A 23,115-nucleotide genomic window follows, 5' to 3' on the forward strand; every position below is an offset into this window, starting at 1 on the left:
TTTCATATTAAAACCGCTTCAAGGAAGCGGTTTTAATATGGGGAAAAATTATTTCTTAAAAGTAAACAAGTCATCAATTGTTGTTTTTAGCGCGACGGCGACATCATGAGCAAGTTTTAACGATGGATTATATTTGCCCTGCTCCAAAAAAACAATCGTTTCGCGCCGGACGCCGGCTTTTTTTGCCAGCTCTTCTTGGGTAATATTCAAAGCGGTTCGTAATTCTTTGATTCGGTTTTGCATATGTTTAGATTATCGGCACTCAACATCCGGCGCCGGAAATGAGGGGTTGCCGTGCTGGACCCACTGGCCATTCTGGCAAATCCAGTCATCTTCGCCGGAAAGCAGTCTGACGCCAAACATAACTGCGGCGGCAAATACTAAACAAGCGATAATAGCGTAGAGGATTTTTTTATTTGAGAATTTAATCTTGTCATGATAGCGAAAAAGCAGGGCGTAAAGCAGCATTAAAATACAAGTGGAAAACGCTAAAGTCATAGCAATCGGTTCATAGGCCGGGTTTAAATCGCGTTTGGCATAGGCCACAAACATTACTATCACCGCCAACCAAGAATACACCTGGATTGCCAGCAGTGCTGCCTTGCCACCGGCGAGGTAGTCACGTTCGTCAGCAATAACTCCATCGACTTTACGGCGCAGATAAAACAGCACCACGGCCGAAAGCGTTAAAACGATGATGGGGATAATAAAACTTTTTAGGATAATGGCTTGGGAAAAAACCATGGCGATCATAACCGTCGTGATGATTCTGACGGTGCGGTATTGTTTGATTGTCATAAATCGTTAAAGTTAGAATTAATTAACATATTTTTATGTTACATTATTCTAACATTGCTGTCAAGCCTTCTGTCCGAATCGGTCTTGACTCTAACGTTACGGTATGGTTTATACTGATTACAGTATGGCATACACTATTGGTCAGTTGGCAAAATTGTCAGGGGTAACAATTAGGACGCTTCATCATTATGATGAAATCGGCCTGCTTTCTCCTGGTAAAAATAGTAAAAATAATTATCGTTTATACGAAGAAAAGGACTTGCTTCGTTTGCAGCAAATACTTTTTTTCCGCGAGTTGGATTTTGCCTTGGCCGATATTAAAAAAATAATTGACCGACCGGATTTTGCAGTGAGCCAAGCCCTGCGTGATCATAAGCGTTTGATTAAACTAAAACAAAAAAGATTGGATAATCTTATTAAGACAATTGATAAAACAATTAATCATATGACTAAACAATCAATCATTAAAGACGAAGAACTTTACGATGTTTTTAAAGATAACGACGTTAAGCAATATCAGCAAGAAGTTAAGCGGCGCTGGGGCGATACGTCTGCTTATCAACAGAGTATGGCAGAAGTTAGCAAGATGACTAAGGGGGAAATGGAAAAATTAAAACAGGACGCAAAAATTTTTACTCAGAAGTTGGCCGACGCAATGGATAAAAAAATTGAAAGTCCCGAAGTACAAAATCTAATCAAAGAGCATTATCAAGGAATCAATTTTTTCTATGACTGTTCAATTCCAATGTATCGTCATTTGGCTCAGATGTATGTTGATGATAGCCGCTTTACTGCTTATTACGAAAAGTTTCGTCCGGGGCTGGCAAAGTTTGTCCGCGATGCCATATGTTACTTTTGCGACCAAAAAGAAAAAACCTCTGATTAAGCCAGAGGTTTTTTGTTATGAAGTTTGGTCGGGGTTGTTTTGGGCGGCGCGAATTGCGGTCGCGCTAATTGCTTCAATGTGCGAATCAAGTCTGATTTCGCGGATGCCCCAGCCGACTTCGCGGCCATAGCAAATATCCTCAATGTCGGGGATGACAATAATTTTAACGGTATCACCAAAGATTTTTCTAAACATTTCTTTTCGTTCAGTTACCGAGTATGGATTTTTTTCGTCAATCGGGGTGTGCCGCAAAGCGACGCACACCTGTTTGCCTTCGTCCAGCACTTTGCGGATTAAACTAATATGACCATCGTGCAGCGGCTGGAACCGCCCGATAAACATTGAATATTTTTTGGGAGCAAAATAGTTATCTAAAATCAACTGGACTGATTCAGCAACATTCAAAGTGTCAGAATGAATTTCCAGTGCGTCAGTTGGCGGTTCGTAGGGGTCGGAAATTCCCGTGAAGTTGGTAATGGCACCAGCTAAAGCTTTTTTGTATAACCCTTTGACGTCACGGCGAATGCATTCTTTAAGGTTGCAATTAACAAAAACTTCAACGACGTTTGGGTATTGCTTTTTTATTTCATCGCGGACTGATTTGATCGGGCTGACCAGCGCCACAATCACCGGGGTGTAGCGACTAAACCGTTCGGCCATTTCAGCCACCATTAACATGTGTTTGCGCCGACCCTCAGTTGAAAAATCCTGGTTATCAATAATCAAGCGAATTTCGTCGCCGTCAAGAATTTCTGCATTGATGTGCTTGGCCAATTCCCGGGCAATGGTGGTTTTGCCGCTACACGGCAGGCCAGTGAGCCAAATAATCTGATTCATTTTAGTTAATTTTCTAGTGTTGGTCAGCTGCGTGCTTAAATAACAAACCCGAAACAATAAACAGCAAAACGAAAAATGCGTTTAATACAAAGACGGCAATAACACCGGGACTAAACGCCGGTTGCCAAATCGTTAATGCAATCACGGGAACTAAGGCCTGGGTTAGCGCGGTTGCGAATAAGACGAACGACATTTTGCGAGGTTTGAGGCGGGCGATAATGGTGCCGATAAAGCCGACAGCAAGGACGCCAAAGTATAATAAATTAGCGGGGTTGTTTTCGCTGCCGATAATCCCGACTGCACCATTGATCCAGACAAGCAGAAAAGCAGTTGCTAGGGCGATTGCCACAGCGGTTTTGAATGTGGGAGTGTTGGCTTGTTTAGTAATTAACTCATATGCCAAAGCGGCGCCAAACATCAGACCGCCCATAAGTATAAAATCAAACAAACTCCAGTTTACTTCTTTGGTAAATTGCATCGCTACCAAGGGGATTAGCAGTACGAGTATGACGATCACGACCCAGATGCTTAGTCTTTTGGTGATGTTTGACATAGTAGTAAAAGTTATTTTAATTTTAGCGATGAGGACAGCCAGCCCAACAGCAAGGTCGTCGCATACCACCCCGCATCTTGGAAAGGGCCTTGTCTATTCGAATGTTTCTGGTTTCCGCTTTTTTGCCGGAAGTAACCCAACAAATCCATTCGTTGCGTGCGAGTGGTGTGATGTCTTGCCAGATTAAAAACACTTTTGGGTCGGAAGTAATCGCTTTTTTAAAATCAGTTGGCAGTTTATGAATTGTGCCCGAAGAGATTTCTTGCTTAGTCATAGATTACTTGTGAGTCTTTTTTCGGTTTTTTATTGCGACAGCAATAACGGTGATAATTACTATCAGTCCAATTAATTGTGCGCCCGGACTATCGTCAAAGCCGCCGAAGATAATCATAAAAACCCCGAAGGCGATGGCGAGTAGGTAATATAGTATTTTGATTTTGTTCATAATAAATATAGTATACCATAAAACCGGCCTGTTCGGCCGGCCTCATTATGTTGGTGCATATTAGATTATTTATGATATAATCAAATTATGAAAAAACTTCAATTTACAATTGAAATAAAAGCTTCTAAAGAAAAAGTGTGGAGCACTATGCTTGAGGATAAAACCTATCGGCAGTGGGCAGCCACATTTAGTCCAGGCTCCTACTATAAAGGAGATTGGAGTAAGGGGTCTAAGATGCATTTCCTTGGGCCAAACCCACAAACAGGGGAAGAGGGTGGCATGGTGAGTGAAGTTTTAGAAAATAGGCCACATGAATTTATTTCTCTTGGGCACATTGGTTTTGTGCAAAACGGAAAAGAAGACACCGTTAGTGAAGAAGCCAAAAAATGGACCTCGGCGTTTGAAAATTATACTTTTAATGAAAAGAATGGTGCAACCGAACTTGTGGTAGACTTGAATGTTACGGATGAATTAGCGGAAGAGTTTGAGAAAATGTGGCCTGATGCTTTACAAAAGTTAAAGGAGCTTTCGGAAATCAAATAAAACTCTAAAGATAAAACTTTAAACAAAAAACTCCTCTTTTGGTAGAGGAGTTTTTTGTGGTAGCCCTTATCGGGACGCGACTCGAACTTTTTTGAAGCAGTTAAGCAAAATTCTTACACGCGACTTTACTTACGGTTCAATGCTTGATTGAATTATTAAATCAATAGATTGCAAAAATGTCGCCGGCAAAATTTTTTTACTCGCTAACATATCATAAAGTCGCTCCAATATAAAAGTCTTTTTTATATCACTTCTTTTTACAAACCCTTTCATTTTTTCCACTTTTGTTATTCTGTCAAGAAGTTTAAAATTGTTTAAATCTTGTTTATTTTTCTGATCAAGATTGAAAAATTTTACTCCTTCCTGCAAAAACCATTTTATTATTTCATCAACATTTTCCTGAGAAACTAGGGCTTGTTCGATAGAATCTTTAAATATTAAAAAACCGTTGGTCTTGAAATGTTTTTTGGAATATTTGAATATTTTTGATGAATCACCTTGAGACTTAAAATTTTTTTTATAGTATTTAATAAATTTATTAAACCCCACCTTGTTTAACTGTTTCATTTGTATTAACTGATTTTCCAGGGATTCACAAGAATCTTTCCGTGACATAACATCTCCATCAAAACTGATAATGAGTGGGATGTTAAATTGGCTTATGACTTTGTAATAATCAAAAATCCTTGAGTAGCCACCATAGGGAATGATAACCGTAGAAAAGTGTTTTCTCCCTCTCAGGGTTTTTTTAATAATTCTATAGTCCGTAAGCCCCTCAACTAAAATTGCCTTATCTGAAAAAAACAACTCTGACCCAACTACGTCAGTTTTATCATAAATATCGTACAATAGGCGTGATGTAACAGATATTTGAGTGCTTTTACAATCACTTCCTTCTTTCCACATCTTTACTACATTCTTATAGTCTTCAGGTCCAAGCTCGTTCACCACTACCGATGAATGTGTGCTGATTATTGATTGGGTTTCGTCATTTTTAATGTAGTTAAAAATTGCGCGTTGAGCACCGGGGTGCAAAAATATTTCCGGCTCCTCAATCCCCAATATAACAATTGGCTTAGTGCCAAGCTGATTGGCAACAAATTTGATCAGCGTTATTAAAATAATACTTTGTAGTCCGGTTCCTTGATATTTAAAATTAGTTTTTATATCATCTTTGTTTATAAGATGAAGATTAATGGTTTGGCCCATGAGTTCAATAAAATGCTCTTGGTTAAAAATAAATTCAACTTTTTCATTGTTATCAAAATTAAATTCATGCAAGACAGACCCTATTAAATCTTCTGAGTCTTTAAATTTTTTATGAAGTATTGACCAAAAATTATTGTATGCTTTGATATATTTCCGAGCTCCTTGAAGGCTTAGTTTCAAAAATTCTAAAAGAATGGTTTTTTCAATTTCAGTATCTTTAAGTCTTATTGCTGATATCTTTGCAAATTTAACGTTATTTCTAACGGCCTCAAATAATTCATTGGCTTTTGACTTTTCCCCGACAAAGGACGTCAGCTTTCCGCGTTTAGATGTTATGCAAATTTTTCTTTTTTGAATTTCATTAAAATTTCTAGGATATTCAATCTCAACATCCAATACCAAATTGTCGTGCCCTCGTACTTTCCGAAAATGATAGCCTAATTTTCTAGTGAGTAATTTTTTTGTTTTATCTTTTTCGAATCTGAGCTTAATCTTAGTGGAAGCCCTGTAGCCACGCCCGCCTTTCTGTAACTGTTGAGGATAATCTAAATCAGAATCGTATGGCGCATCATTAAAAAATAGATCAAGTGCATTTAGTACGGTAGATTTGCCAGAATTATTTGGCCCTACGAGAAGAAGAAAATCTCCTATATTGAAAGCAGCTGAACCGCATATACTTCTATAATTTTTTATCTCTATGGAAATAAGTCTCATAGCCTATGGTATTAATATATAGTAAGAATACCAAAAAATCGCCTACAGGGCGATTTTTTGACTTTTAACCTTTCAGGGTCTTCCGATAAAATTTTTCTTTGGTAGCGCCACGGGGAATCGAACCCCGGTTACATGGATGAGAACCATGCGTCCTAGCCGCTAGACGATGGCGCCATAAAACGAATTCTATAATAACTAATTTTTGGCTTTTAGTCAATAAGTATCATTGACAATCAATGCTCTTTCGTGTAGAATCTATTATTGTTATTAATCAATTTTTTAATCAAAATGGCTCAGGAAGTAATTGTCCGATTTGAAGACGTCACGTTTGAATATGAACACAAAAAGCCTCTGCTTGACGAGGCTAGTTTTAGCGTGCGCACCGGATCAAAAATTACCCTGATGGGTCAAAACGGTGCCGGCAAGTCAACAATTTTTAATTTGATCAAGGGCAACCTTAAACCAAAAAGCGGCAAAGTTTCAATCGCAGGCGGCGCGACAATCGGTTCGGCGTTGCAAGTTGTTGCCAGAGAAGATCTGGATTTAACGGTTGAACAATATTTTGCCAAAGGTTTTGAGATTGTGCCGCCTGGCCTGAAAAGCAATATCAGTAAGGTTTTGGAAGTTGTCAATCTGCAGATTCCAACTGATCGCAAAGTCGGAGATTTGTCTGGCGGTCAGCAGGCCCGGCTGTTATTGGCATCGGCCTTGATTCAAAACCCAGATATCTTGTTGCTTGATGAGCCGACCAATAATTTGGACCAGGCGGGGATTGATCACTTGATTCAATTTTTGATTATGTATCCTAAAACCGTGATTGTAATTTCCCACGACGCGGACTTTTTGAACTGTTTTACCGATGGTGTTATTTATTTAGACGTTTTTACCAGAAAACTTGAAACCTACGTTGGTGACTACTATTCGGTGGTAGAAGAAATCAAAAACCGAATTGAGCGCGAACAAAAGAAAAATGCGCAACTGGAAAAACAAATTCAAGACCGCAAAGACAAGGCTAACTTTTTTTCTCATAAGGGTGGCAAAATGCGAAAACTTGCCAAAAAGATGCGCGATGAAACTGAAGAAATGGAAGAAGAAAAAGTTGACGTTCGCCGAGACGATAAAACCATTCGCGAATTTGAAATTCCGGCGCAGGATATTTTTGGCGACCTTGTGACTATTTCTTCAGTCAAAATTATTAAAAATCATGAGCCGGTTACACGGGAAGTAACAAGAGTCTTGGGCAAGCGTTCGCGGTTGTTGATTTCTGGTCCAAACGGCATTGGTAAAAGTACCTTGTTGCGGTCGTTAATTTCCAATCAGCACGAGGGTGTAAAAATTTTAGACGGCGTGCGCGTTGGCTACTATAGCCAAGACTTTGCGACGCTGGATTTTAACCAGACGGTATTTGATTGTTTGTGGCAAGCCCGAGGCCGCGACGATATTGATGAACAAAAAATGCGATCAATTGCCGCCGGGTTTTTGATTACCGGTGAACTGATGCCGCGTAAAATCGGCCAACTGTCTGAAGGCCAAAAAGGCTTATTATCGTTTGCCAAGTTGGTATTGATGCAACCAGGGCTTTTGGTTTTAGACGAGCCGACCAACCATATCAACTTCCGCCATATTCCGGTGATCGCCAAAGCGATTAATGAATACGAGGGCGCATTGATTTTGATTTCGCACATGGCCGAATTTGTTAAAGATGTCCATGTTGACGATTATTTGGATTTAGGCAAGCTTTAATGTGATAATGAGGATATGTTTGAAACCATCCTCAAAAAATACGATTATCAAATCCCTAAAGATTTGATTGCTCAAAAACCTGTTACGCCACGCGATGCCGCGCGGCTTTTGGTGTATGAAAAATTAACCAAAAAGATTGTTGACTCAACTTTTAAAAATTTAGCTGATTTTATTCCCACCAATGCAGTGCTTGTTTTTAATGAAACTAAAGTAATTCCAGCGCGAGTTGAAACTGTGAAAGCTAACGGCGTAAAGGTTATTGTTTCGTATGTTGAACGCAAGGGAAAATTAATTAAAGTGATGTTGAATAAAAATGTTAAGGTTGGCGACAAGCTTTTTTTGACTAGGAAAACTTATTTTACTGTTAAAAAAGTTGATGATAAATTTTTCTGGCTCAGTTGTTCGTTTGTGCTGTCTGGGCTGAATGATATTTTTGAAAAATATGGCCGAGCGCCGTTGCCGCCGTATATTGACGCGTCACCACTGAGCGTCAAACAGGCACGGGCAGAATACCAAACGGTTTTTGCCAAAACACCCGGTTCCATTGCGGCGCCGACAGCGTCGCTTCATTTTACTAAATCCCTTCTGCGGAAGTTGAAAGCAAAAGGCGTTACGTTGCAGTATGTCACATTGCATGTCGGTTTGGGAACTTTTGCCTTGTTAACGGACGAAAATTTCAAGCGAAACAAACTCCACGAGGAGTGGTATTCAATCGATCATCAGACTGCTAACATTTTAGCAAAAGCCAAAGCTCAAAATCGGCCGATTATCGCGGTTGGAACCACCGTGGTTCGCACCCTTGAATCAGCTTTTAATCAACGTGGTAAAATTACTAAACCTAAGGGTTCTACGGCCCTGTTTATCCGCGAGGGCTACAAATTTAAGGTCGTTAATGCTTTGATTACCAATTTTCATGTGCCTAAGTCTAGCTTGTTAATGTTGGTCTGTGCCTTTGGTAAAAGATCAGAAATCTTAAAGCTATATCAGCACGCTATTAAGAAACGCTATCGGCTGTTTTCTTTTGGTGACGGTATGCTGATCAAATAAATTTATGAACGAAATTGAAAAATTAGCCAAAATTATTTGGGATTATCATCACCTGCACCAGCCGTTGGCAAAAGCCGACGCCATTTTGGCTTTGGGCAGCCATGACATCCGTGTTGCTGAATATGCGGCTGATTTATTTTTGAAAAATTATGCGCCAACTATGATTTTTAGCGGTGGGTTGGGAAAGTTGACAAAAGATTGGACCAAAACCGAAGCGGAAATTTTTTCTGACGTTGCCATTCAAAAAGGGGTACCAGCTAAAGAGGTGTTATTGGAAACAAAATCAAGCAACACCGGCGAAAATATTCTATTTACTAAACAGTTGTTGGAAAATAAAAATTTAAAATTTAAAAAAATCATTGTCGTTCATAAACCGTATATGGAGCGCCGGACATATGCCACTTTCAAAAAGGTCTGGCCCGACCAAGAAATCATCGTGTCATCACCAGATATTAGCTTTGAAAACTACTTAGATCACGCCCGAAGCCGGCAGGAAACTATCAGCGTAATGGTCCGTGATTTGGAAAAAATCAAAACCTATGCCGAACTTGGCTTTCAGATTGAACAAGAAATTCCCAAAGAGGTTTGGGCGGCGTATGTTGCCCTAGTCGAAAGCGGCTGGATCATCAATCTTGGCTAAAAATGTGCAAATACCTGGTTTTGTGGTATAATCAAAATATGAAGCAGGGAGGTTTAAAACAAGATCAGGTTTTCACCAACACCATTGTTCTTGGCGTTGCTATTTTTTTCATGGTTGCCGGTTTTTTCACCGCTGATTTCACCTCTGAAGCTTTTTATATTACTGCCATCCTTATTCTCTTTATTTTTTTCCTCAGTAAAGCCAAAACGGAGACTGTTTTAGACAAAAAAGGCGATATTCCGCTCAGGCTGATGAAGATAACGTTGCTGTTACTAGGCTTGGTTTTCATCGCCGCCGTCGTGTTTTTGGCAATTGTTATCAAATAATATCAATTGAATAAAAAACTCTTGAATTCATTAATGACCGCACCGATTGGTGTAGGTTTTTGCTTCTTTTATTTTTTATGATTAAAACAAACACGAAAAAAACTTTTAGATACTATTTTAAAGCCGCCCGAAACCATGTCGCGCTCGGGCTGGTTATGTTTGGTTCAATTATCGCTGCCCGGGTGATTGATCTGATTACGCCGCTTTATTTGCGGGACTTTTTTAACGTCTTGTCGGGCAGTAGTCCGACTGAGGCCGTGGTTAAAACTCTGATTGATATTTTGATTATTATTTCGGTTTTGAAGTTTGTGGAATGGCTGATTTGGCGTGTTGCCAATCATGCCGACAGTACCTTTACTTCACGGGTAGCGTTTGATTTAGGTAACATGTGTTTTGCCTATTTGCATAAGCACTCTTTTGCGTATTTCAATAATAATTTTGTCGGCTCAATGGTGAAGCGCGTCAAGTGGTTTGTCAAAGCTTTTGAAACAATTACCGACCGGTTCGCCTGGAGCCTATTCCCGCTGTTTGTTGATATTGCAGTGATTTCCGGCGTGTTGTTTTATACCAATTTTTGGCTTGGTTTCGGGGTTTTTGCCTGGACGGTGCTTTTTTTGGCCATCAACTGGGCGTTTACTAAATATAAATTGAAATACGACATTGCCCGAAGCGAGGCGGAAACAGTAACAACCAGGGTGTTAGCCGATACGATTACTAATAGCGCCAACGTGAAACTGTTTAATGGTTACCAGCGCGAGGTCAAGCTTTTCTCGCAGGTGCTTAAGGATTTCACCGATAAACGCCTCTGGGCGTGGACGCTGGGTAATATTATTGAGGCGGTGCAGGGCTTTTTGATGACCATATTGGAAGTTGGCATTATGTTTTTGGCGGTGTGGTTGTGGCAGCAGGGCAAGATTACGATTGGCGACTTTATCTTAATCCAGACCTATTTGATTTCAATTTTCATGCGAACCTGGGAGTTTGGCCGGGTAGTGCGAACGATCTATGAAAACTTGGCAGACGCCGAAGAAATGACGGTGGTGCTAGAAACGCCGCACGAAATTATAGACGTGCCCGGCGCTAAAAAAATCAAGATTAATCGCGGTGAAATTAAGTTTCAGAATGTCAGTTTCAATTACCACGAAACCCGAAAATTGCTGGTGAAATTAAACCTTACTGTTGCACCCGGCGAGCGTCTGGCGTTAGTTGGGCCGTCTGGTGCGGGCAAAACAACTATCACCAAATTATTGTTGCGGATGCATGACTTAACCGGCGGTGTTATCACGATTGATGGCCAGGACATTTCCAAGGTTACCCAGGAAAGTTTATGGGCAAATGTTAGTTTGGTGCCGCAAGAACCCGTGTTATTTCATCGGACGTTAATGGAAAATATCCGATATGGCAAACCAAACGCCACGGATAAAGAAGTTATGGCTTCAGCCAAAGCGGCCAACTGTCATGATTTTATCACCCGGTTTCCGGATGGTTACAATACGTATGTTGGCGAGCGGGGAGTAAAGCTTTCCGGCGGCGAACGCCAGCGCGTAGCAATCGCCCGGGCGATTTTGCGTAATGCGCCAATTTTAGTCTTAGATGAGGCAACTTCAAGTCTGGATTCAGCATCAGAACGCTTGATTCAAGAAGCACTTGATAAGCTGATGAAAGACAAGACGGTCATTGTAATTGCACACCGGCTTTCAACGATTCGCAAAATGGATCGCGTGATTGTTATGGACCGTAAAGGTATTGTGGAAGAGGGAACTCACGATGAATTAACCGCCAAAAAAGACGGGCTTTATCAAAAATTGTGGCAACTTCAGGCCGGGGGGTTTATCTAACTTAAAAATTTTGTTATAATTTAGTTAATGAGAAAACGCCTTCTCAATTGTTTGCGTTTTCTTTTTATTTTATCTAATTTGAGCCAAATTTTGCTTCACGTGAAACAAAAGATTTTGTGTGATATTTTTAATTAACTATTTTTCTCATAAATCTAGTCTTGAATAAATTTCTGCCAGTAACTTTTGGTGAAATCTCAAAAAACATCATTTTTTATCTAAATTAAGCTAAAATATAGTCATTAAAATTGACTATATTTTATTTTTATGGTATAATAATAGTTATGAAGTCTGCAGAAGGGAAAAATCCCTTTTGGCCCTGATATTTCGGGGTAATTTCACAGACTTTACGCTCGTGTTCCAACTTATGGAGGCAGGACATGTTTTTCAGGGTCAATCTGGCAACGTTGGAGGTGGAACGGTTGAATGTTCGTAACCTCTCGGAAGTTCCGGGGGTTAAGAGCAACGGCCAGCACTACCAGCTCGAAGGTTTCGCCCTCGTTGAGGTGCGAACCCCAAGCTGCGAGATGCTGCTGTTTCATCCGGAAACCCAGTCCAGCAGCGGTCACATCGACGTGACCTATCGGCCGCAGCGGCACGACGGTGCCTACGGGGTGGACATGCAGATGTACACTCATGGCTGCGAATTGGACTTCGCCAACGACCACTCCTTCCAGTATCACTGGCCGTCGGGTCAGTGGCATCTCTTGATGGCGATCGACGCCATCGAGCAGTTCCTGAAGCAGGAAATCGGCTACACGCCGCACCTGCGCGAGTACATCGGCCACACCTTCCGGCCCACCCCGCCCAAGCTCGCGAACCTTGAGCCTGGTGAATCGGCCGCCGCCTAATCTAGGCACGGCGGCAAGCCCCACGAAGCGCTCGTCTCACTCCCAGAGATCGAGCGCTTCTTTCTTTTGGTTTTATTTACAAATTAGAAAAAAAGTGCCATACTTAAACTAGAAAAATTAACCTAATTATCAGATGAAAATACTCAAATCAAAGCTATTTTGGTTAGCTCTTGTTGTCGTTATCGCCGTCGGCGGTTTTGTTTTTGTAAAACTTGGCAGTCAAAAGCCAACTGTGGAATACCAGACTGAAGAAGTTAAACAGGGTCTTTTGGTACAGACCGTTTCTGCGACCGGACAGGTTAAGTCGGCACAAGATATTGAACTTAACTTTAAAAATACCGGCCGGCTGAGTGTTTTAAATGTTAAAACCGGAGATAAAGTCACCAAAGATCAGGTCTTGGCTCAGCTGCGTTCAACGGATTTGGCGATTAATGTCAGCAAGGCGCGTGCCAGTCTTGACGAGGCGGTCGCAAACTTAAATCGCGTTAAAGCCGGCGCTACTACTGAAGACATTGCCGTTTATGAAGCGGCGGTAAAAAAAGCGGAAACTGATTATTATAATGCCCAGACTGAGCTTGAGAGTACTAAGGAAACCTATAGTCAGGCTTCAGAAAATGAACGTCAGAGCGCTTTAGTGGATATTAGTGGTGCGCTGACCAAGGCTAATATTTCGCTGCAAAAGGTTTATGACACCTTGAACTACAAAGGTAACGCGAACAATTTTAACACTTCAAATTTCACGTTCCATCAGCAGGTCCAAAACGAATACACCAATTCAGTTTCGGCGGTTGATGAGGCGGAACTAGCATATGGAACCGCAAAACTTGATGCTACACCCGAAAAAGTGAACGAAGCTGTTCAGAAAGTATTGGCGGCGCTAACCGACACATTGGCCACTGTTAGCGATTTATCAAGTTTGCTTGATGATGTAATTACCAACAGTAATTTGACTCAAACAGAACTTGATGCCTTAAAAACAACCATTAATACCGAGCGGACAACTACCAACGCCAGCCTGAGCACTATTCAAAGCGCCAATCAGGATTTGATTGATGCCAGCCTTAATTACCAGACTAAGGTTCAGACGGCGGAAAATAACGTCAGCACCACTCAAAAAACATTAGCGAAGGCTGAGGCTGACTTAGCTTTGCGCAAAGCGCCGGCCCGTCCGGAAGACGTGGCGCTGTATCAGGCACAGGTTAACCGCGCCCGAGCCGATCTCCAATTGGCTCAGGAGCGATATGATGAAACAATTATCAAGGCTCCGATTGACGGCGTAGTTACCGATGTGAACTATAGTATCGGTGAGCAGACCAGCCTGAGTGAACCGGTGATCATGATGTTAGCGGCGGAGAATTATCAGATTGAAGTTGATATTCCTGAATCAGATATCGTGAAGATTAATGTCGGCGACGATGCTAATATTACGTTAGATGCTTTTAGTTTTGAAGAAATTTTTAACGGCACGGTCACTACAATCAACCCAGCCCAAACAGAAATCCAGGATGTAATTTATTACCGGGTAACTGTAACATTTACCGATAGCCAGCCAGAAAACGTTGCTGCTTTAATGGAAAAGATTAAGCCTGGTATGACCGCTAACATTGATATTAACACCGACCGACGACAAGATGTTGTTATTGCACCGCAGCGTGCTATTAAGGATGACGCCGGCGTTAAATATGCTGAAATTTTAGAGGCCGGCGTGCCAAAGCGTGTTGAGGTAACACTCGGCGTTCGCGGCGATGACGGCCTGATCGAAGTTATTAGCGGGTTGATGCCTGGTCAACAGGTTATCACGTTTGTTCGCAACGGCAAGTAACAAATAAGCCGGTATGGTCTTAAAAAGATTCTCAGGAATTTTAAAGAATTTCGATTGGGTATTGTTTGGTGCTTGCGTGTTGCTGATTTGTTTCGGCTTGGCGGCTATTTACAGTATCGCGATCAGTTCGGACGAACCAAACTGGGTTAATTTTCAAAAACAAATTGTGTTCGCTGTTATTGGCATTTCACTGATTTTTGTAATCAGTTTTTTTGATTATCGTCTTTGGCGCGATTTTAGTTATTTTTTATACGCTGGCGTGATTATTCTGTTGCTGCTGGTGTTATTTTTTGGTGTCACGGTCAGCGGTACCACGGGGTGGTTTTCGGTGCTGGGTGTTAATTTCCAGCCGGTTGAGTTGGCTAAAGTCGTATTAATCATTTTTTTGGCCTGGTTTTTTTCCACGCGCGGTTCGGATGTCCGGCAGTTTAAAAATTTTTTGATCAGCGCCGGAGCGACTGGATTATTTTTTATGCTGGTGATGTTGCAGCCGGATTTTGGATCTGGAATAATTTTGATTTTTATCTGGATGTTTATGCTGTTTTTTTCAAAAGTGAATAAAAAGCATCTGATTACAACCGGAGTATTATTTGGCGTGATGGCAGTGGTCGCTTGGTTTTTTGTTTTCCAGCCTTATCAGAAAGATCGTATTCTTTCGTTTTTTGATCCTCAGGCTGATCCATATGGCCGAGGGTACCACGTGCGCCAGGCCGTCACCGCCGTTGGCGCCGGGCAGTTTTTTGGCCGGGGTTTGGGGTTTGGTTCACAAAGCCAGTTAAAGTTTATTCCGGCCAGCGAAACAGACTTTATTTTTGCGGTGATCGCCGAAGAGCTTGGATTTTTAGGAGTGGGGTTAATTTTATTTTTTTGGTCAATTATTTTTTATCGGTTGATTCGGGCTGCGAAATTAATTTCCGCTAAAGATGACTTTGGTGCCTTTTTTATTCTGGGGGTTTCCGCGCTATTTTTTGTCCAAATCATGATTAACATCGGCATGAATATCGGTCTGGTTCCGGTAACTGGTATTTCGCTGCCGTTTTTAAGCTACGGCGGCAGTTTTCTAGTTATCAGTCTAGTGTTGATTGGCATGGTTGAAAGTATGATTGTTAGAAACGAAATCTAATGAAGCTATTGGCAACATTAAATCTTGACCAGGTTTCGGAAAAAGTTTTTGCTAATTACCAAACGCGCCGAGCTGTCCGCGCCATCGTTTTTGACGAGCAGGGAAATTTAGCATTATTAGACGTAACGAAACTGCACTATCACAAACTGCCTGGCGGTGGCGTTGAAAAAGATGAAACTGATCTGGAGGCTTTGGCCCGAGAATGCCGGGAAGAAATTGGCTGTGATATTAAGGTGATTTCGGACGTCGGCCGCATTGTTGAAATCCGTAAAAAGTTTAAATTAAAGCAGGAATCAATCTGCTATTTGGCTAAGGTGGATGGACCAAAGCGCCAGCCCGCATTTACCGCTAAGGAACGCCGTGACGGTTTTGCCGTTTTGTGGTGCAGTCCGACCTCGGCGTTAAGCATATTGGCGGCCGACCGAATAATGGATTACCACGGACAAAACGTTAATAAGCGGGATTCACTGTTTCTTAAAACGGCATTAGACTTGACTAAACCATAATTTTAGATTATTATAGAACAGCGCTACAGTAAGAGTATGCAGATAATAAATAAAGTTTTATTTAACCACGCAATCATCTTAGAACTAACTGGCTTGTCCGAGCCAGGATTCTTAGTTTAGTAGTTAAATCGTTTTAAACAAGAACTGGCTCGCTGATAAAGCGGCCAGTTTTAATTTATATTAATTTATAATTATATGAATCGAAAAATTTATATCACCCGCCAAGATTACGAAAAATTAAATAAAATGCTTGACGAAAAGCTTAAGCTTGGTAATGAAAAATATATTTCAGCCTTAGCGGCTGAGTTAGCCAAGTGTGAAATAGTAGAACCGTCAGATATCTCTAGGGATGTGGTAATAATGAATTCCCGGGTTTCTTTTAGAATATTGGATGATAATTCGGAGATGACTTATTCGTTGGTGTTTCCTGACGAGGCCGATATCAACAGCGGAAAAATATCAATCCTTTCGCCGATTGGTACTGCTTTAATTGGGTATGGCGTGGGGGATATTGTTGAATGGGAAGTGCCCTCAGGTATCGCGCGGATAAAAATTGAAGCAGTGGAACATCAAAACTGATATTTTAGAGAAATAATTAATCGTATATGTTCGACAAAAAAACAGTTGGTAAGATTATTCGTACTTTGATTATCTCCGATTTCTTTTTATTTTTTGCAGTTGGTTTATTGGCTCCCATATTCGCGGTGTATATTCTTGAGAATATTGAAAACAGATTAGAAGTTATCGGGTACGCCGTATCATGCTACTGGATTACCAGGGTAATCATGGTGATTCCGTTAAGTCGGGTGATGGACAACATTAAGGGAGAATTTGATGAATATTTTTTTATGATTATCGGTACGTTTTTGATTTCAGCAATTCCGCTGTTTTATATTATTGCTTCCGCGCCCTGGCATATTTATGTGTTGCAAATTATAAATGGGTTTGCCCATTCAATGGCAGTACCGGCTTGGCGCATAGTTTTTACCAATAATGTTGATAAAAGCATTGTTGGTTTTGAGTGGTCATTAGAGGATGTCGGGGTTGGGATTGCCACGGCATCAAGCGCCGCCATTGGCGCTATTGTGGCTGATCGTTTTGGTTTTAACGTGTTGTTTGGCTTAATATTTTTATTTGGAACGATTAGCTCTTTAATTCTTCTAACTCTTAATAAAAGCAAGCAATCAATTTTGCGAAGTTTCCTTGGCGGCCAGACTCATGATAAAGGACCTTTGAAAATTGACACTTTTAAATAATAGTAAAGATATTTTTAGTTGGACTTGACTAAACCATAATTTTAGGTTATTTTATAGAGACCTTATGGAGGATAAATATTTCAATTTATTCAACGACAATAACACGCCGATAACGCATTGCCCGGTTTGTCAGATGCGCTATGATCCGCTTGAGGCGCGGATTTTGGATGAAGCTGAAAACAGCCATTTGGTCCATGTTAAATGCCACCACTGTCAGTCGGCAGTATTGGCGGTATTATTGACCAATCAGCTGGGAATCAGTTCAATCGGTTTGGTGACTGATTTAAGCAGTGACGATGTCATGAAGTTTAAATCGGTGCTACCGGTAAGTGTTGATGATGTGATTGAAGCCCATGAGTTTTTACACAGTCAAAAAGTTTTGATTGATAAAATTTAATTATTAATAAGAAAGCGCGAGGAAGTAATGACTAATGCTAATTTAAACCTCAAGACTAAAACTCGTACCGCCGTCGGCAAAGCCGTCGCCGCGTTGAGAAAGTCGGGTAAAATTCCAGCAGTGTTATATGGCCACGGCGTTGATCCAGTTAACTTGGAAGTAGACTATAGTCAATTTGAAAAAGTCTACCGCCAAGCCGGCGATAGTACCTTGGTTGATTTGGCGGTTGACGAAAAGTCACCAGTCAAAGTTCTAGTCCAAGACTATCAGCTTGATCCGACGACTAGCCGGTATACCCACGTTGATTTTTACCAAGTTCGAATGGATGAAAAACTCCATACCGATATCGTGTTGAAGTTTGTCGGTGAAGCACCGGCCATTAAAGAACATTCCGGCATTTTGGTAACTGCTTTGTCGGAAGTGGAAGTTGAATGTTTGCCTGCTGACCTGGTCCACGAAATTGAAGTTGATCTGTCAGTGCTTAAAGAGATTGACGTTCCAATCCATATTTCTGACATCAAGGCTCCGGCTGGCATCAAAATTCTCAATCATCCAACAGACGTGGTGGCGCTAGTTCAGCCACAACGAGTGGAAGAAGAGAAGCCGGCGGTTGTTGAAGAAACAGCTGCACCAGCTCAGACCACTGAACCTGCTGAGGAAAAATAATTTTTAAGGTCCCCCCGATAAATCTTCGGGGGGATTTTATGGTTAAAGCAATGAACCAAGAAATCAAAAAGTTTATTCAACAGTGGCAATACCTTGGTATTGTTATTTTTTTAGCCGTCTTGGCGGCTGGTTTTTTATTTTATTATTCAATCACGACTGAAAATTGGCTTGATTGGGATTCAACGATTAATCATCAAATTAGTCCGCAAACCGCTCGCTGGCTTGATGGAGTGATTGTTGACAGCACCAAGGCCCGCCTTAAACCGTTTGCGGTGATGCTGGAAAATCATGTTGAAAGCCGTCCGGTGGCCGGATTAGAGCAGGCGAGTATTGTTTATGAAAGTATTGTTGAAGGAGACATCACGAGATTTTTAGCGGTCTTCGATCAGAATGTTGAGGTCAAAAAAATCGGTCCGGTTCGTTCTGCCCGGCCATTTTTTGTGGAACTCGCTCAAGAATGGAATCCGGTTTATTTCCATGCTGGCGGCAGTGCTGAAGCGTTAGCAATGTTAAAAAAAAGCGAAATGTATAACATCAATGAAATTTCTGCCGATGGCATCTATTTTTGGCGTGACACTTCGCGCGCAGCACCACATAATCTGTTTACGTCGGCAGATCAAATCAGGCGGGCGATCCAAGCTAAAGAGATTGATCCGGCCGCCGAGTTTAGTCCTTGGCAATTTAAAAATGATGATGTGCCAAACACTTCGGCTACCGGTGTGACCGATATCGAAGTTAATTTCAGCAGTAATGGGTTTTATCAGGTCCGTTATGAGTACGATCCGGATAACAACAATTACACCAGATATCTGGGGGGTAAGCTTCACAAGACGGAGAGTGGGATTATTCTGAAAGCTAAAAATGTCATTGTTCAGCACGTTGACTATGATATCGTTGATGACTATGGCCGCTTGGCGGTTGATTTGGATGGCTCTGGTCCGGCAGAAATGTATTTTGACGGCAATGTTGTTCAGGGTTCCTGGCAAAGAATTAACGGCCGAACCTACTTTTATGATAAATTTGAAAACCAGGTAAGCTTAAACCGCGGCACCACCTGGGTTGAGATTGTTTTCAACTAGGGATTTTTAGACAATTTGCCGGTATCGTATTTTTTACAAAAACCCCCAAAAAAGTAGGGGGTTTTTTGCTTGATAAGATTGACTAAATGGGGTACAATTTTAGGTGCTACTCGTAACCTTATGTATCCAGTATGGCACTTGCCTTGTATCGAAAATATCGGCCGCAATCTTTCAAAGATTTAGTTGGTCAAAACCATATCAAAACCACAATTCAAAATGAGCTGGAAACCGGCAAGGTCGCTCATGCGTATTTGTTTTCCGGTCCGCGTGGGCTGGGAAAAACTACCATGGCTCGACTTTTGGCAAAAGCGGTTAATTGTTTGAATCGTAAAGATTCTCAAAGTGAACCCTGTAACACATGTGCCGCTTGTTTAGAATTAATGGAGAATAAGAGTTTGGATGTCATTGAAATTGATGCCGCCTCCCATACTGGTGTTGATAATGTCCGTGAAAATATCATCGGTAGCGCTAGATTCACGCCAACGAGTCGAAAGTTTAAGGTGTTTATTATTGATGAAGTTCACATGCTGTCGATTTCGGCGTTTAACGCGTTGTTAAAAACCTTGGAAGAACCGCCAGCTCATGCAATTTTTGTTTTAGCCACTACTGAAATTCACAAGGTTCCACAAACCATCATTTCTCGTTGCCAACATTTTGAGTTTCGCAAGGTTGCCGATAGCGAAGTGCTGGAACGGTTAAACCATATTGCCCGCCAGGAAGGCATTGCCGTTGAGGCGTCAGTTTTGGAAAGCGTGGCATATTACGCCGGTGGCTGTTTGCGGGATGCGGAAAGTTTGCTGGGTCAAATTCTTTCACTCGGCGGTAAAAAAATAACGGCTGAACAGGCGGAATTGGTATTGCCTAGATCACGTTTTGACTTGGCGCTTGAATTTATCAGTTTGTTAAACAAATCAGACGCTGCCGGAGCCATTACCTTGGTTAATGAATTGGTTCAGGAAGGGTTGGACTTGGAAAAATTTACCGAAGAAACAATTGAACTGCTGCGAAAAATTTTGTTGCTTAAAATCAATAGCCAGCTGACCAAATTCAGTGGCAGTTTTAACAAGGACCTGGAAAAGAAAATTAATGAATTAAGCCAGCAAACCAGCCTTAACTTTTTAATGAAAGCAATTGATGTATTGCTTGCAAAAAAGCTTGAATTACGCTATGCTGAAATCCTACAGCTACCCCTTGAGTTAGCTGTTTTAGAAATCATTCAAGCAAACCCGACTGACACGCATGACGATAGCGCTGGCTTGGCGCCTGACAGTAAGACTAAAACTACTGAAACGAAAAAAACGGTAGCAAAGCCAAAAACCGCGCCAATGCTGGCAAAAGTGGCTGAAGCGCCGTTAACTCAACCGACAAAGGTTGGGATTACACTCAATCAGATTAAAAGCCGATGGCAAGATGTTTTAAATCATATTAAAGATTTAAATTATAGCCTGGCTTCAACCCTGAAAATTGCAAACCCGTCAGCATTGTCAGACGACGGTACGCTGGAAGTGTGCTTTGAGCATAAGTTTCACCAGCAGCGCGTGAATGATTTGAAAAACAAAAAAACAGTTGAAGACGTATTGCATCAGATATTCGGTACGCCGTTGATCTTAAAAACTGTTGTGGTAAACGCAATGGTGCAGGAAGAAATCAACCAGCCTAAAAATGACGAAGCTGTCAATGTGGTGCTGCAGTCGTTTGGTGGACGATTAATTGAATAATGGTTAGACTGTTTGTTCAACTTAATCTTCGTTAAATAATTTGGTATTTAAAAATCGTTTATAAACCTCGGGGGTCGTCTAATGGTAGGACGCCAGATTCTGGCTCTGGTAATTGGGGTTCGAGTCCCTGCCCCCGAGGTTTGTAAATGAATCCATAATTATTTAACTTCCAGTGAAGTGGGACGAGTGAGGGGGTTTGCACTAATAGTGATTGAAATTTGAATTCCTGCCGCCACAGGGTAAAACAAATTTTATGCAAAAAATTACGCCACATTTATGGTTTGATAAACAGGCAGTTGAGGCTGCTGAATTTTATACTAAAGTATTTTTTGATTCTAAGATAATTTCTCAATCAAAAATTAAAGACACGCCTTCCGGCGACTGCGATATTGTTGATTTTGAGATAATGGGCTACCGCTTGATGGCTATAAGCGCTGGGCCATTTTTTAAATTTAACCCGTCAATTTCAATGATGGTTAATTTTGACCCGGCCCAAGACCAGAATGCCCGAAAGCGAATTGATGAAGTTTGGGAAAAGCTTTTGGAAGGTGGGCAGGCCTTAATGCCTTTAGATAAATATCCGTTTAGTGAACGCTATGGCTGGGTTCAGGACAAATACGGTTTTTCCTGGCAGTTGATTTTAACAAATCCCAAAGGAGAAAAGCGGCCACAAATTATTCCGGCAATGCTTTTTGTCACGCCTACTTGTGAGGCGGCCGAAGCGGCCACTGATTTTTATCTATCTATTTTTAAAAACGCCAAGCGCGGTATGATTGCTCGCTATCCGGCAGGCATGCAGCCGAATAAAGAAGGCGCAATCATGTTTACCGATTTCATGTTGGAAGGTCAATGGTTTGCGGCTATGGATGCAAGTAGTCAGGTGCATAAATTTAATTTTAATGAAGCACTTTCGTTGGTAGTCAATTGCGAAGACCAGGCTGAGATTGATTATTACTGGGAAAAACTTTCAGCGGTTCCTGAATCAGAGCAGTGCGGCTGGCTTAAAGATAAATACGGAGTGTCCTGGCAGATTGTTCCTAGTGTGATGAACCAAATGATGAAAAGCGGCAGCCCAGAGCAAGTTGCTAACTTAACCAAAGCTTTTTTACAAATGAAAAAATTTGATATTGCTAAATTAGAAAAAGCTTTTAATCAAAAATAAATGGATCGTAACTTAGCTTTAGAATTTGTCAGGGTAACTGAAGCCGCGGCAATCGCCGCGGCGAAATGGGTTGGTCGTGGCGATAAAATAGCAGCCGATCAGGCCGCCGTTGACGAAATGCGTGATCGGTTTAACCAAATTAATTTTTCCGGAACGGTTGTCATTGGTGAAGGCGAAAAAGATGAAGCGCCAAAACTATATACCGGCGAAAAAGTTGGCAAAGGAGATAAACCAGAAATGGATTTAGCAATTGATCCTTTGGAATGTACTAACAGTGTGGCTTGGGGGCGCTATAATGCTATCACGGTCATTGCCTCCGGTCCTAGGGGCAGCCTACTTCATGCCCCTGACACTTACATGGATAAAATTGCCTCCGGTCCTAAGGCGGCAGCAGTTATTGACCTTGACGCTTCGGTTAAAGATAACTTAACTAAAGTGGCAAAAATTTTAAAAAAAGATATTAACGAGGTTACGGTCGTCGTCTTAGATCGTCCTCGAAATGAAAATTTAATTAAAGAAATTAGAAACGTTGGCTCAAGGGTAAGATTAATTACGGATGGCGATGTCGCTGGAGCAGTAGCAACTTGTTTGCCTAAAAGTGGTATTGATTTATTAATGGGTAGTGGCGGCAGCACGGAAGCGGTTTTGGCGGCAGTAGCAGTCAAAATATTTGGTGGGGGAATTGTTTGTCGATTTAGACCAGATCTCAGAAACGACGAGGACGAAGTAAAAAAATATTTAAGTAAAATTAATATTAAAAATATTAATCATATTTTTCACGCCAAAGATTTGGCTCAAGGCGATCAACTGACTTTTACCGCAACGGGAGTTATTGACGGCCCAATTCTCAATGGCGTTTTATTTGAAGAGGATAAAATTATCACTAATTCAATTGTCATCAGGGGAGTTTCGGGAACGGTTAGATATATTACTACTCATCATCGAACTTAAAATTTGTT

Annotated in this window: 26 protein-coding genes and 2 tRNA genes; 20 read left to right on the forward strand and 8 right to left on the reverse strand. The window is 41.3% G+C overall.

Going from position 1 to position 23,115, the window contains the following annotated elements; all coding sequences use genetic code 11:
- Positions 1-48: 48 nt before the first annotated feature.
- Complete coding sequence (locus HUU49_01340) at positions 49-243, reverse strand: helix-turn-helix transcriptional regulator (protein NUM25252.1); 195 nt, start codon at positions 241-243, stop codon at positions 49-51.
- A 9-nt stretch (positions 244-252) separates the two neighbouring features.
- Entirely contained in the window at positions 253-798 is a 546-nt protein-coding gene (locus tag HUU49_01345; protein NUM25253.1) for a DUF2178 domain-containing protein, read from the reverse strand.
- A 124-nt stretch (positions 799-922) separates the two neighbouring features.
- Here HUU49_01345 and HUU49_01350 point away from each other — a divergent pair, with 124 nt between their 5' ends.
- Entirely contained in the window at positions 923-1,684 is a 762-nt protein-coding gene (locus HUU49_01350) for a MerR family transcriptional regulator (GenBank protein NUM25254.1), read from the forward strand.
- Between the two features lie 15 nt (positions 1,685-1,699).
- On the opposite strand, the gene cysC is transcribed toward HUU49_01350, so the two are convergent.
- The 4 genes from cysC to HUU49_01370 all read right to left on the reverse strand — a co-directional run bounded on the left by cysC (position 1,700) and on the right by HUU49_01370 (position 3,519).
- On the reverse strand, positions 1,700-2,521 hold the full coding sequence (gene cysC / locus HUU49_01355) for an adenylyl-sulfate kinase (protein NUM25255.1): 822 nt from the start codon (positions 2,519-2,521) through the stop codon (positions 1,700-1,702).
- Positions 2,522-2,534: 13 nt separating this feature from the next.
- Entirely contained in the window at positions 2,535-3,008 is a 474-nt protein-coding gene (locus tag HUU49_01360) for a hypothetical protein (GenBank protein ID NUM25256.1), read from the reverse strand.
- 88 nt (positions 3,009-3,096) lie between these two features.
- Complete coding sequence (locus tag HUU49_01365; GenBank protein ID NUM25257.1) at positions 3,097-3,348, reverse strand: YdeI/OmpD-associated family protein; 252 nt, start codon at positions 3,346-3,348, stop codon at positions 3,097-3,099.
- Positions 3,349-3,351: 3 nt separating this feature from the next.
- Positions 3,352-3,519, reverse strand: coding sequence for a hypothetical protein (locus tag HUU49_01370; GenBank protein NUM25258.1), 168 nt, complete (start codon positions 3,517-3,519; stop codon positions 3,352-3,354).
- An 87-nt stretch (positions 3,520-3,606) separates the two neighbouring features.
- On the opposite strand from HUU49_01370, the gene HUU49_01375 reads away from it, so the two are divergent.
- The gene (locus HUU49_01375) at positions 3,607-4,062 is read left to right on the forward strand and encodes an SRPBCC domain-containing protein (GenBank protein ID NUM25259.1); all 456 of its coding nucleotides are present in this window, start codon (positions 3,607-3,609) and stop codon (positions 4,060-4,062) included.
- A gap of 129 nt (positions 4,063-4,191) precedes the next feature.
- On the opposite strand, the gene HUU49_01380 is transcribed toward HUU49_01375, so the two are convergent.
- Both HUU49_01380 and HUU49_01385 read right to left on the reverse strand, forming a co-directional pair.
- A complete protein-coding gene (locus HUU49_01380; GenBank protein NUM25260.1) occupies positions 4,192-5,985 on the reverse strand; it encodes an AAA family ATPase in 1,794 nt (597 codons plus the stop codon).
- 99 nt (positions 5,986-6,084) lie between these two features.
- Positions 6,085-6,159 (reverse strand) — tRNA-Glu (locus HUU49_01385).
- A gap of 114 nt (positions 6,160-6,273) precedes the next feature.
- Between HUU49_01385 and HUU49_01390 the strand changes: the two genes are divergently transcribed.
- The 18 genes from HUU49_01390 (at position 6,274) to glpX (ending at position 23,107) form a co-directional block, all read left to right on the forward strand.
- Entirely contained in the window at positions 6,274-7,728 is a 1,455-nt protein-coding gene (locus tag HUU49_01390) for an ABC-F family ATP-binding cassette domain-containing protein (GenBank protein ID NUM25261.1), read from the forward strand.
- Positions 7,729-7,743: 15 nt separating this feature from the next.
- Positions 7,744-8,775, forward strand: coding sequence for a tRNA preQ1(34) S-adenosylmethionine ribosyltransferase-isomerase QueA (queA, locus tag HUU49_01395; protein NUM25262.1), 1,032 nt, complete (start codon positions 7,744-7,746; stop codon positions 8,773-8,775).
- A 4-nt stretch (positions 8,776-8,779) separates the two neighbouring features.
- Positions 8,780-9,415: a YdcF family protein gene (locus HUU49_01400; protein ID NUM25263.1), complete on the forward strand. Its 636-nt coding sequence runs from the start codon at positions 8,780-8,782 to the stop codon at positions 9,413-9,415.
- A gap of 38 nt (positions 9,416-9,453) precedes the next feature.
- A complete protein-coding gene (locus tag HUU49_01405; GenBank protein ID NUM25264.1) occupies positions 9,454-9,741 on the forward strand; it encodes a hypothetical protein in 288 nt (95 codons plus the stop codon).
- A 77-nt stretch (positions 9,742-9,818) separates the two neighbouring features.
- Entirely contained in the window at positions 9,819-11,579 is a 1,761-nt protein-coding gene (locus HUU49_01410; GenBank protein ID NUM25265.1) for an ABC transporter ATP-binding protein, read from the forward strand.
- A 377-nt stretch (positions 11,580-11,956) separates the two neighbouring features.
- A complete protein-coding gene (locus tag HUU49_01415; GenBank protein NUM25266.1) occupies positions 11,957-12,427 on the forward strand; it encodes a hypothetical protein in 471 nt (156 codons plus the stop codon).
- A gap of 133 nt (positions 12,428-12,560) precedes the next feature.
- The gene (locus HUU49_01420; GenBank protein ID NUM25267.1) at positions 12,561-14,249 is read left to right on the forward strand and encodes an efflux RND transporter periplasmic adaptor subunit; all 1,689 of its coding nucleotides are present in this window, start codon (positions 12,561-12,563) and stop codon (positions 14,247-14,249) included.
- Between the two features lie 13 nt (positions 14,250-14,262).
- Complete coding sequence (gene rodA / locus HUU49_01425) at positions 14,263-15,372, forward strand: rod shape-determining protein RodA (GenBank protein ID NUM25268.1); 1,110 nt, start codon at positions 14,263-14,265, stop codon at positions 15,370-15,372.
- Positions 15,372-15,878 (forward strand): NUDIX domain-containing protein, encoded by a 507-nt coding sequence (locus HUU49_01430; GenBank protein ID NUM25269.1) that lies wholly within the window; start codon positions 15,372-15,374, stop codon positions 15,876-15,878. The genes rodA and HUU49_01430 overlap by 1 nt, the downstream gene beginning before the upstream one ends.
- Before the next feature lie 195 nt (positions 15,879-16,073).
- Entirely contained in the window at positions 16,074-16,457 is a 384-nt protein-coding gene (gene rnk / locus HUU49_01435) for a nucleoside diphosphate kinase regulator (GenBank protein ID NUM25270.1), read from the forward strand.
- 26 nt (positions 16,458-16,483) lie between these two features.
- Entirely contained in the window at positions 16,484-17,134 is a 651-nt protein-coding gene (locus tag HUU49_01440) for an MFS transporter (GenBank protein NUM25271.1), read from the forward strand.
- A 64-nt stretch (positions 17,135-17,198) separates the two neighbouring features.
- Complete coding sequence (locus HUU49_01445; protein NUM25272.1) at positions 17,199-17,531, forward strand: hypothetical protein; 333 nt, start codon at positions 17,199-17,201, stop codon at positions 17,529-17,531.
- A 27-nt stretch (positions 17,532-17,558) separates the two neighbouring features.
- Positions 17,559-18,197, forward strand: a complete 639-nt coding sequence (locus HUU49_01450; protein NUM25273.1) for a 50S ribosomal protein L25 — start codon at positions 17,559-17,561, stop codon at positions 18,195-18,197.
- A 50-nt stretch (positions 18,198-18,247) separates the two neighbouring features.
- Positions 18,248-19,276: a DUF3048 domain-containing protein gene (locus tag HUU49_01455; protein NUM25274.1), complete on the forward strand. Its 1,029-nt coding sequence runs from the start codon at positions 18,248-18,250 to the stop codon at positions 19,274-19,276.
- A 131-nt stretch (positions 19,277-19,407) separates the two neighbouring features.
- Complete coding sequence (gene dnaX / locus HUU49_01460) at positions 19,408-20,994, forward strand: DNA polymerase III subunit gamma/tau (protein ID NUM25275.1); 1,587 nt, start codon at positions 19,408-19,410, stop codon at positions 20,992-20,994.
- Positions 20,995-21,061: 67 nt separating this feature from the next.
- A tRNA-Gln gene (locus HUU49_01465) sits at positions 21,062-21,132 on the forward strand.
- 115 nt (positions 21,133-21,247) lie between these two features.
- A complete protein-coding gene (locus HUU49_01470) occupies positions 21,248-22,156 on the forward strand; it encodes a VOC family protein (protein ID NUM25276.1) in 909 nt (302 codons plus the stop codon).
- Entirely contained in the window at positions 22,157-23,107 is a 951-nt protein-coding gene (glpX, locus tag HUU49_01475) for a class II fructose-bisphosphatase (protein NUM25277.1), read from the forward strand.
- Positions 23,108-23,115: the final 8 nt, after the last annotated feature.

This window comes from Candidatus Buchananbacteria bacterium, from assembly GCA_013359225.1.
Lineage (GTDB): Bacteria > Patescibacteriota > Patescibacteriia > Buchananbacterales > UBA6539 > JABWCG01.